The 12,314-nt window shown below is 61.5% G+C and carries 2 protein-coding genes and 1 pseudogene; 2 read left to right on the plus strand and 1 reads right to left on the minus strand.

Annotation, left to right across the window (positions count from 1 at the left end; genetic code table 11):
- Window positions 1-1,702 (plus strand): annotated as a pseudogene (locus AC1D19_RS30105) (peroxidase family protein); the annotation flags it as partial.
- Between the two features lie 199 nt (window positions 1,703-1,901).
- Here AC1D19_RS30105 and AC1D19_RS30110 read toward each other — a convergent pair.
- Window positions 1,902-2,288, minus strand: a complete 387-nt coding sequence (locus tag AC1D19_RS30110; protein ID WP_477765548.1) for a hypothetical protein — start codon at window positions 2,286-2,288, stop codon at window positions 1,902-1,904.
- Window positions 2,289-2,805: 517 nt separating this feature from the next.
- Between AC1D19_RS30110 and AC1D19_RS30115 the strand changes: the two genes are divergently transcribed.
- On the plus strand, window positions 2,806-12,314 hold a 9,509-nt coding region (locus tag AC1D19_RS30115), incomplete at its 3' end, for a peroxidase family protein (RefSeq protein ID WP_477765549.1).

Raw genomic sequence — 12,314 nt, forward strand, 5'->3', positions numbered from 1 at the left:
TGGCAACGACATCCTGAGCGGCTTGGGCGGCAACGACATCCTGAGCGGCTTGGGCGGCAACGACATCCTCAATGGTGACGCGGGCAATGACATTCTCATCGGGGGTACGGGTGCCGACACGATGGCCGGCGGTGTGGGCGACGATGTCTACGAAGTCACCGACCTTGGGGACGTGGTGACCGAGCTCGCCGGTGCCGGTAACGACACGGTCTGGACCTCGCTCTCGGGCTACACGCTGAGTGCCAACGTCGAAAATCTGTTTTTCGGCGGCAGCGGCGACTTTGCGGGTACCGGCAACGCGCTCGACAACACGCTCGTGGGCGGTGCGGGTAACGACGTCCTGATCGGTGGCGCAGGTGCCGACACGATGGTCGGCGGTGGCGGCAACGATGTCTACGAAGTCACCGAGCTTGGGGACGTGGTGAGCGAGCTCGCCGGTGGCGGCAGCGACACGGTCTGGACCTCGCTCGGGAGCTACGTCCTGGGCGCCAACGTCGAAAACCTGTTTTTCGGCGGCAGCGGCGACTTTGCGGGCACCGGCAACGCGCTCGACAACACGATCGCGGGGGGGGCGGGTAATGACGTCCTCGTCGGTGGCGCAGGTAACGACATCATCATCGGTGGCGCAGGTACCGACACGATGGTCGGTGGCGTCGACAACGATGTCTACCAAGTCGACAACCTCGGGGACGTGGTGACCGAGCTCGCCGGTTCTGGCAGCGACACGGTCTGGACCTCGCTCGGGAGCTACGTCCTGGGTGCCAACGTCGAAAACCTGTTTTTCGGCGGCAGCGGCGACTTTGCGGGCACCGGCAACGCGCTCGACAACACGATCGCGGGGGGGGCGGGTAATGACGTCCTCGTCGGTAACGCAGGTAACGACCTCATCATCGGTGGCGCAGGTGCCGACACGATGGCCGGCGGTGTCGGCAACGATATCTACGAAGCCACCGAGCTTGGGGACGTGGTGAGCGAGCTTGGCGGTGAGGGTATTGACACGGCCTGGACCTCGCTCGGGAGCTACGTCCTGGGTGCCAACGTCGAAAACCTGTTTTTCGGCGGCAGCGGCRACTTTGCGGGCACCGGCAACGTGCTCGACAACGTGATCGTGGGGGGGGCGGGTAATGACATCCTCGTCAGTGCCGCAGGTAACGACCTCATCATCGGTGGCGCAGGTGCCGACACGATGACCGGCGGTGTCGGCAACGATGTCTACGAAGTCACCGAGCTTGGGGACGTGGTGAGCGAGCTTGGCGGTGAGGGTATTGACACGGTTTGGACCTCGCTCGGGAGCTACGTCCTGGGTGCCAACGTCGAAAACCTGTTTTTCGGCGGCAGCGGCAACTTTGCGGGCACCGGCAACGCGCTCGACAACGTGATCGKGGGGGGGGCGGGTAATGACGTCCTCGTCGGTGGCGCAGGTAACGACGTGATGAGTGGCGGCGTCGCCGGCAACGATATCTTCGCGTTTGCCCCAGGCTTCGGCAACGATACGATCCTGAACTTCGGATCCAACCCGGCCGCAGGGCAGGACTTGCTCGATATCACGGGGATGGGGGTCACTAGCGCGGTGTTCGCGACCAACGTGAGCATAACGGCTGACGGGGCAGACACCGTGGTCGGGATCGGAGCGGACTCCATCCGCCTTGTGGGTGTCAACAGCGCGGCCGTTGATCAGACGGACTTCATTCTGGTCGTCTGAGGTCCTGGTCAGTACCGTCGCAGGAGGGCGGAACAGTAGAGGGGAGGGCAATGGATGCCCTCTCTTTCTCCTTCCACTCAATCGCCTCATGAATGCATTCGGTGTGGGTATTCAGGGAGGGCTGAATCGACCAGGGTTTTGCAGCGATAGCGATGATCATGGCGTTGCGAGCTGCTCTCGCATAATCGGAGACGTTTTTCTATTTTTCCGGCGTGAAATAGCTCTTTTCAATAGCTTCGCGGGTCGAAGCAATGATTTCCTTGCGAGTTCGTTCTTTCTCGACTGCTCGGGACAGGACTAGCGCTCCCACACATTGAGCGATGACGGCCCATGCCGCATCAGGGCTACGGAGACGATCGGCCCAGGCTTTCTGTATTTGCTTCAGGCCTTTTTCGACGGCCACCCGTACCTCCGGTTCGGCGCGCGCAATCTCTCCACCCAAGGCTGGAAGGACACAGCCTTCTTCTGGATGAAGGACATGAAAGGTACTCAGGTAGTTGCGTAAACATTGCTCCAGCTGTTCGCCTGATGCGTTTTGTCCACCAGCCAGCATTTCGCTGCTGTTTCGAATCTCATCCTCAATCACCGCCTGAAACAGCGGCTAGAAATAACATTTCGCTCTATACCTGCACTCAACTTCCTATATGTCTTTTAAAAACAGATAGTTGAGAGTCCTAACACCGATCGTCTGTTTTATCGACGTAAAATTGACAAAGATTTGCTATGGAACTTTAGTCTTAGTTATCGGGGGACCCGCCCGCCTGAAGCTTGCCATCGCTTTGGCAACGCAAGGCGCGGTGATTCTCCTGAGAGGAGCAGAATTATGTCGATCATTTCGTGCTTTTGCAGAGGGAAGGGGCTGTCCAGGACGTTCGCCTTCACTTCCAGATTCCATGGCCCGCCCAGGGCTCGAATCCGCTCTGCCTGATCGCCCGGCGAGCAATTCATTTCGCGAATTCCAGGCGTGTATCCCGGGTCCCGGGTAACGCCAGAGCTCTTGCAAAAAAACATAACCAACAAACTGCGCAAGCCAGCACTTGACTTGGCGCGGGAGGATTTTCTCGTCCCGTGCCTTTACCCAAATAGATCGAGGGCAATCCAAAATGGCCAATTTCAACAAGTCGGACCTGGAGTTCATCCTCAAGCAAATCTTTATCGCAGAAGCGAATGCCGACGGCACCGGCCTCATTGATTTGCTTCCCAACACTCAGGTGCCATTCGGCCTGCGTACCGTCGATGGCAGCTTCAACAACCTGGTCACCGGCCAGAGTGAGTTTGGCACCGCGGACAATGCCTTCCCGCGCCTGCTCGATCCCTCGTTTCTGGATGCATACGCCGGGACAGGGTCGGTGACCGATCCGCAACCACGGATCATCAGTAACCTGATCGTCGACCAGACCGCCAATAACCCGGCGGCCTATGCCGCAGCGTTCGACCCGGGCCTGGACGGTGTGCTCAACTTCGGCGTGGTGGGTGCGGGTAATGACGACGTCCTCAAGGAAGGCGTACAGATAGTCACCAGCCCCGGGCTGGATGGCGTGTTCGGCACGGCCGATGACAAGGACGTGTTCTTCATGCCCAACGTGTCGCCGGACGTCGGCCTGACCGCCAGCTTCAACTCGTGGATGACCTTCTTCGGCCAGTTCTTCGACCACGGTCTCGACCTGGTCACCAAGAGCGCTACCGACTTCGTGTTTATTCCGCTGCAACCGGACGATCCGTTGTTCGTAGCGGGCAGCCCGACCAACTTCATGGTGCTGCCACGTGCGGTGCGTACCGCCGGCGCAGACGGAGTACTTGGCACTGCCGATGATGGCCAGCCCAACACCACCTCGCCTTTCGTCGACCAGAGCCAGACCTACAGCTCGCACCCTTCGCATCAGGTGTTCCTGCGCGAGTACGTGCTCAATGCGGACGGCGATCCTGTTGCGACAGGGCGCTTGATTACCAACCGCGATCTCGGCGCCGATGGCTTGTTCGGCACTGCCGACGACGGCAACGGCGAAAATGGCGGCATGGCGACCTGGAAGGTGGTCAAGGCGCAGGCCCGTGACATTCTCGGCATCAACCTGACCGACGCCGATGTACACAACGTACCGCTGCTGGCGACCGATGCTTACGGCAACTTCATCCGCGGGCCGAACGGCATGCCGCAGGTGGTGATTCGCATCAGTAACGGTGCTGACGGCATCGCCGGGACAGCTGATGACGTCACGCAACTGGTCGAAGGCAACCGGGCTGCTCCGATCAGTCTGGCCAGCGCCGTGAGCACCGGGCATGGCTTCCTCGACGACATCGCCCACAATGCCGCACCGGTAGTCGTCGGTGGGGTTCTGCAGGCGGATGCCGACATCGCTGTCGGCAATGCGCAGCCCGTTGGTCCGGGCGGCAACAACCTGACCTATGACAACGAACTGCTCGACGCCCACTACATTGCCGGCGACGGCCGGGTCAACGAGAACATTGGCCTGACCACCGTGCACCATGTGTTCCACTCCGAGCACAACCGCCTGGTCCAGCAAACCAAGGACACCCTCATAGCCGCCGGCGACCTGGCCTTCCTCAATGAGTGGCTGGCAGTCGACGTGGCCGCGATTCCGACTACACCCGCCGAGATTGCAGCGTTGGTGTGGGACGGCGAACGCCTGTTCCAGGCCGCCAAGTTCGGCACCGAAATGCAGTACCAGCACCTGGTGTTCGAGGAGTTCGCGCGGACCATTCAGCCGCAGATCGACGGATTCCTTGCGCCCAATGGCTATGACACCTCGATCAACCCGGCAATCCTCGCCGAGTTCGCCCACGTGGTGTACCGCTTCGGTCACTCGATGTTGACCGAGACCGTCGATCGCTTCGACCCCGCGTTCAATCCGCTCCTCACCAACCCGGCCAACCCGGACTCGCAACTGGGTCTGATTGCGGCCTTCCTCAACCCGCTGGCGTTCGCCAGCAGCGGGGTGACTGCGGACCAGGCGGCTGGGGCGATCGTTCGCGGTGTGACCCGCCAGGTCGGCAACGAGATCGATGAGTTCGTCACCGAAGCGTTGCGCAACAACCTGCTCGGTCTGCCGCTCGATTTGCCGGCCCTGAACCTGGCGCGTGGTCGCGACACTGGCATCCCCACCTTGAATGAGGCGCGGCGTGAGTTCTATGCATCAACCGGTGACAGCCAACTCAAGCCATACATCAGTTGGGCTGACCTGGCGGACAGCCTCAAACACCCCGAGTCGCTGGTCAACTTCATTGCGGCCTTTGGTACGCATTCCTCGATCACGGCGGCGACCACGCTGGCAGACAAACGCGCTGCAGCCCTGGCGCTGGTACTCGGTGGTGCAGGTTCGCCGGCTGACCGCCTGGACTTCCTTAATAGCACCGGTGCCTATGCCAACGTAACGACGGCCGGTAAAGATGGGGTACTGGGTACTGCAGATGACCTGACGGGCGTGACGATCACGGGCGTCGACGACATCGACTTCTGGGTCGGTGGCCTCGCCGAACAGAAGATGCCGTTCGGCGGCATGCTCGGCTCGACGTTCAACTTCGTGTTTGAAACCCAGATGGAGGCGTTGCAGAACGGCGACCGCTTCTACTACCTGTCGCGTACCGCGGGCCTGAACTTCGGCACTGAACTGGAGAACAACTCCTTTGCCAAGCTGATCATGCTCAACACCGATGTCACCCACCTGGCGAACACTGTGTTCCTGACGCCGACGTTCACCCTCGAAGTGAATCAGGCCGCCCAGTTCACCGGCCTGGGCGTGGACAGCCGTGCCGATCCGACGGGCGGCATCATGATCAACGGCGTGGAAGTCGTGCCGCTGGTGATTCGCGACAACCCCGACACCGTGGGGCCGGACACCAATTATCTGCATTACACCGGTGAAGACCATATCGTCATGGGCGGCACCGCCGGCAATGACATCATCATTTCCGGTGACGGCGATGACACCCTTTACGGCGACGCCGGCAACGACCGCCTCGAAGGCGGTGCCGGGAACGATGCGGTACTGGGCGGCGCGGGTGATGACATCATCAGCGACTCGTTCGGCGACAACCGCCTGGAGGGTAATGCCGGTAACGATGTGATCGTGGTTGGCAGCATGCTTGCTGCAGGCAACCTGATCCTGGGTGGCGATGGCCAGGACTTCATCATCACCACCGAAGACATCAGCACCACCTTCGGCGGTCAGGGTGACGACTTCATCCTCGGCGCCAAGACCAACCTGCCACCGACCGGCAACGAAGGTGATGACTGGATCGAGAAGGGCGCCCAGGACGGTGCGCCTGGCGATAACTTCTCGCCGTTGCTCAATGACGATGTGATCGGCAACGATATCTTTACCGGTGGTGGTGGCTTCGACGAAATGATCGGCGAGGGTGGCGACGACATCTTCGTCGGCAGCGATGCCCAGGACAAGATGGACGGCATGTCCGGCTTCGACTGGGTCACCTACAAGAATGACAAGGTTGGCGTGACCGTTGACCTGAGCCTGGCCGCACTGGCGCAGCCACACGGCAATGCACCCAACCAGAATGCCGGCGTGTTCAATCCGGTCGGCGCCTCGCCTGCCTCGATTCTTGACCGTTTTGCCGAGGTCGAAGGCTTGTCCGGTTCGAGTTTCGGCGATGTGCTCAAAGGTGATGATGTCGATGCAGTCACTATCATCAACCACGGCGGTACCACGGGCAGTGCGCTGACCAATGTCGCGCTGATCCGCGGCCTGGACCAGTTCCTGGCCGATGCCGGATTGCCGGTCACTGGCTTTGCCACTGGCAACATCATCCTCGGCGGCAATGGCAGCGACCTGATCGAAGGCCGCGGTGGCGATGATCTGATCGATGGCGACAAATGGATCAACGTCAGAATTGCCGTTTATGCCGCCGGCGACGTCAACCATACCGGCCCTGAGATCGCTACCTTCGACAGCATGGTCGATATGATCCCGCTCATGCTGGACGGCACCTTTAACCCCGGTCAACTCAAGGCTGTGCGGGAAATCATGCCCGGTACCTCAACGGGCGGGGCGGCCTTCGACACCGCCATCTTCTCCGGGCTTCAGGCCGAGTATACGGTTACCGTTGACGACCGCGGCACGGCCACTTTGGCGGACGATGTCTATACCGTGATCGATAGCGTCGCGGGTCGCGACGGCACCGATACCCTGCTGCATATCGAACGCCTGCAATTCGCCGATGACCAGCTAGTGCTGGTGCCGGGGCAGAATGCCCAACCGGTTGGCAGTCCTACCGTCACGGATGGCAACGGCGGGGCGATAACGGTGGGCGACACGCTGACGGTCAGCGTCGCCGGGGTGCGCGATGCCAACAACGTCGCGGCGGGTAATCCGCAGGGGCTTATCACCAACTCCTCGGTGTCCTACATCTGGCAGTTCGAGGCAACCCCAGGCAGCGGCGTATTCGAGGACATCATCCTGTTGCCGGCTGGCGACCTGGCGTTCCAAAGCGCCGACGGTACCGCGTTCAAGGTCTCTCCCGACCTCGCCGGGTTGTCGTTGCGGGTCAAGGCGATCTATCAGGACGGTCACGGCACCACGGAGATCCTGTTCTCCACGCCGACGGCTGCCATCGTTGCCGGTGCACCGGTCACGCCAACGGCGGCGGTACCTGTAGTCGATGCCACCGCGGGTGGCGCGGGCCTGCACATGGTCCGCTCCGACCTCAACTTCATTCTTGACCAGATCAAGATTGCCGAGGCTGATGCGGCCGGTCAGGACATCCTCTCGCTGATCCCGAATATCCGCGCGCCGTTGGGCCTGCGTGCGGTCGACGGGTCGAACAACAACCTGATGAACCTCAATGGCAACAACCACACCGAGTTTGGTGCCGCCGATAACGTCTTCCCGCGCTTGACCGATCCGGTCTTCAATCCGGCGGAAGGGGGAACGTCGTATGCGCAGAACAGCGGCCTTGTGATTGACTCGCAGCCGCGCACCATCAGTAACCTGATCGTCGATCAGACGTCGAACAACCCGGCGGCCTATGCCACGGCCTTCGACCCGGGCCTGGACGGTGTGCTCAACTTCGGCGCGGTGGGTAACGACGACGTGCTCAAGGATGGCGTACAGATTGTTGCCAGTCCCGGGATGGATGGACAGTTCGGTACCGCCGACGACCACGATGTGTACCTGTTCGAGAACACCGCGGCGGATGCGGGATTGACCGCGCCGTTCAACGCCTGGATGACCTTCTTCGGGCAGTTCTTCGATCATGGTCTGGACCTGGTGACCAAAGGTGGTTCGGGCACCGTCTTCATCCCGCTGCAACCGGATGATCCGCTGTTTGTGCCAGGTAGTCCGACGAACTTCATGGTGCTGACCCGCGCGACCAACCTGCCAGGGGCGGATGGCATTCTCGGCACGGCCGACGACATCCATGAGCAAACCAATACCACCACGCCGTTCGTGGACCAGAACCAGACCTATAGCTCGCACCCGTCGCATCAGGTGTTCCTGCGCGCTTATCAAATGACCGACAACGGCCCCGTAGCGACCGGCAGGCTGATCACCAACCGTGATCTGGGTGTGGATGGCACGTTTGGTACCGCGGACGACGTCGAAATCGGTGGCATGGCGACCTGGAAAGTGGTCAAGGCACAGGCCCGCGACATCCTGGGTATCAACCTTACCGATGCCGATGTCGATAATGCCCCGCTATTGGCGACTGACGCCTATGGCAATTTCATCAAGGGGCCGAACGGCTTCCCGATGGTCGTGATGAAGGGTGTTGACGGTCTTGGTGGCACGGCTGATGACGTCCTTGTCGAAGGCGATCCGACTGCCCCCCTTGACCTGACCAATGCTGTGCGCACCGGTCACCAGTTCCTCGTCGACATTAACCACAATGCCGCGCCGGTAATCGTCGGTGGGGTTCTGCAGGCGGATGCCGACACCGCTGTCGGTAATGCGCAGCCCGTTGACGCGGGCGGCAACAACCTGACCTATGACAACGAACTGCTCGACGCTCACTACATTGCCGGCGACGGCCGGGTCAACGAGAACATCGGCCTGACCGCGGTGCATGCGATCTTCCACTCCGAGCACAACCGGCTGGTTGCGCAGACCAAGGACACTGTGCTCGATTCGGGTGACGTGGCCTTCCTCAACGAGTGGCTGCTCACTCCGGTGGCCGCATTGCCAACCACCCAGGCCGAGTTCGATGCGCTGCTGTGGAATGGCGAGCGCTTGTTCCAGGCTGCCAAGTTCGGCACCGAAATGCAGTATCAGCATCTGGTGTTCGAGGAGTTTGCGCGGACCATCCAGCCCCGAGTCGACCTGTTCTTCGCACCGACCCAGGTCTACGACGTCGACCTCGATGCCTCGATCGTCGCCGAGTTCGCCCACACCGTGTATCGGTTTGGCCACTCGATGCTGACCGAGACCGTCGATCGCTACGACATCGACTTCAACGTGATAGGCGATCCGGCCAGCGCTAATCCCGATCAGCAAATGGGCTTGATCGCGGCGTTCCTCAACCCGTTGGCGTACGCCGCCAGTGGCGTATCGCCAGAGGATGCGACCAGCGCGATCATACGTGGGGTGACTCGGCAAACCGGTAACGAAATCGACGAGTTCGTCACCGAGGCGCTGCGCAATAACCTGCTCGGCCTGCCGCTCGACCTGCCGGCGCTCAACATCGCCCGTGGCCGCGATGTGGGGATTCCCTCACTCAATGCGATCCGCCGCGACATCTACAGCCAAACCGGTGATACCCAACTCAAGCCGTACACCAGCTGGGTCGATCTGGTGCAGTACCTCAAACATCCGGAGTCGTTGATCAACTTCATCGCGGCCTATGGCACGCATGACACGATCACGGCGGCGACCACGATGGACGGCAAACGCGCTGCAGCCCTGGCGCTGGTCTTCGGTGGTGTGGGGGCGCCGGCTGACCGCCTGGACTTCCTCAACAGCACCGGTGCCTATGCCAACGTAACGCTGGCCGGCACGGATGGCGTGGTGGGCACTGCCGACGATCTGAAGGGTGTGACGGTCACTGGCGTCGATGCCATCGACCTGTGGATCGGCGGCCTGGCCGAACAGAAAACCCCGTTCGGCGGCATGCTCGGCTCGACCTTCAACTTCGTGTTCGAGAACCAGCTGGAAAAACTGCAGGACGGCGACCGCTTCTACTACCTGGAGCGTACCTCTGGCCTGTCGATGAATGCCGAACTTGAAAGCAACTCGTTCGCCAAGCTGATCATGGCCAACACCTCGGCCACGCACTTGCCGGGCCTGGTGTTCTCGGACCCGGGGTTCTATCTGGAAGTGGACCCGGGCAAGCAATTCAACGAAGGCCTGCTAGCCCTCGATCCGCTCGGCCCGAACGGCGAGCAGGTGGTGTTCCGCGACAACCCGCTGACCGTGGGGGCGGACACCAACTACATCCGCTACAACGGTGCCGAGCACATCGTGCTGGGTGGCACAGACAACGCAGACATCCTCATCTCCAGTGAAGGCGATGACACAGTCTGGGGGGATGGCGGCAACGATCGCATCGACGGCGGTGACGGCAACGACCAACTGCGCGGTGGTGCCGGTGACGACATCATCACCGACACCGGTGGCGACGATAACATCCAGGGTGGCGACGGCAACGACGTGCTGCACGGAGGCAACGGCATCAACCTGATCATTGGCGGGTTCGGCAGCGACTTCATCGTGACCGGTGAGGACGCCTCCGAGGCCATTGGTGGCCAGGGTAACGACTTCATCCTGGGCAGCAAAGCCAACGAACAGGACATGGGTAACGAAGGCGACGACTGGATCGAGAAGGGTACCTCGGACGGTGCGCCTGGCGACAACTTCGATCCGCTCGGCAACGATCCGGTAATCGGCAACGATGTATTCGTCGGCGGCAACGAGAACGACAAGTTCAACGCCGAAGGCGGCGACGACATCATGGTCGGCAGTCTCGGCATGGGTGACCGCTATATCGGCGGCTCCGGCTATGACTGGGCAACCTTCAAGGATCTCGCCCAGGGCGTGACCATCGATTACAGCGACCGCTTCTTCGATGTGCCACCGATGCCGGGTTCGGGAGCCTCGGCGCTGGTGCGTTTCGACATCATGGAAGGCCTGTCGGGTTCGTCCCACGGTGACTTCCTGCGCGGTGATAACGAAGATGCGACATCGCTACCCACCGCGGGTGCAACCGGCAGTGTGCTGACCAACATCAGCCTGATCAACGGTCTGGCGGGGCTGCTGCCAGTCGGAGCGACGTTCTTCGACGGCGGCAACATCATCCTCGGTGGTAGCGGCAGCGACCTCATCGAAGGCCGCGGTGGTGACGACATCATCGATGGTGACAAGTGGCTGAACGTACGCATCAGCGTACGGGCAAACGCTGATGGCACTGGCGCGGAAATCGCCACGTTCGACAGCATGGCGCCGATGGTTCAGGCAATGCTGAACGGTACTTACAATCCGGGCCAGCTGGTCATCGTGCGGGAGATTCTGACCGGCACTGACAGCTTCGACACCGCGGTGTTCTCCGGTAATGCGTCGGAGTACAGCGTCGCTGTCGATGGCAACGCCGTCATCGTGACCGACCTGGTGGCCGGGCGTGATGGCGTCGATCGCCTGACGGGCATCGAGCGTCTGCAGTTCGCAGACCAGGCGCAGGCGTCCGGCGTCGGCACCGCATTGAACAGCGGTCCTGTGGGGCGTCTGGCGATCCTCGATGCCACCACCGGTGCGCGTACCGATGCGCCTGTCGCCGGCCAACTGCTGCGCGTCAGCGATCAGTCGATACGCGACGCGGACAGTGTGAGTGCGGCCAATCCGACCGGCGCGGTTACCGGTCCGGTGGCTTACTACTGGCAGGTCGAAAACGTTGCGGGCTCGGGTGTCTTTGAAGACATCACCTTTTTCGCCGCTGGCGAGGTATCGCGGGCAACCGGCGCCACCTATCTGGTGGCGGACGATGTCGCCGGTCTGAACCTCCGCGTTCGGGCGGTGTATCAGGATGCCCAGGGTACGCTGGAGATCGTCGATTCTGCGGGGAACAGCGTAGCGACCGCAGGGCCGACCATCCTCGGGCTTGCGTTTCTGAACGAGGTGTTGACCGCCGACCCGTCGACCATCGTCGACGTCGATGGCCTCAGCAATCCGCAGTTCACCTTCCAGTGGCAGGAGACCAATGGGGTCACCTTCGTCGACATCGCCGGAGCCACCGCTAGCACGTTCACGCTTGGCCAGACTCAGGTCGGCGATCAGGTGCGCGTGGTGGTCAGTTACGTGGATGACTTCGGTACGGCCGAAAGCATTGCGTCCGACGCTACGGCCCCGGTGGCCGCCGGTACTCTGTTTGTCGGTACCGCCGGTGTCGACATATGGACCGGCACGGCATTCGACGACATTGCCAGCGGAGGTGCTGGCAACGACATCCTGAGCGGCTTGGGCGGCAACGACATCCTCAATGGTGACGCGGGCAATGACATTCTCATCGGGGGTACGGGTGCCGACACGATGGCCGGCGGTGTGGGCGACGATGTCTACGAAGTCACCGACCTTGGGGACGTGGTGACCGAGCTCGCCGGTGCCGGTAACGACACGGTCTGGACCTCGCTCTCGGGCTACACGCTGAGTGCCAACGT

The organism is Pseudomonas sp. P1_C12, assembly GCF_056406435.1.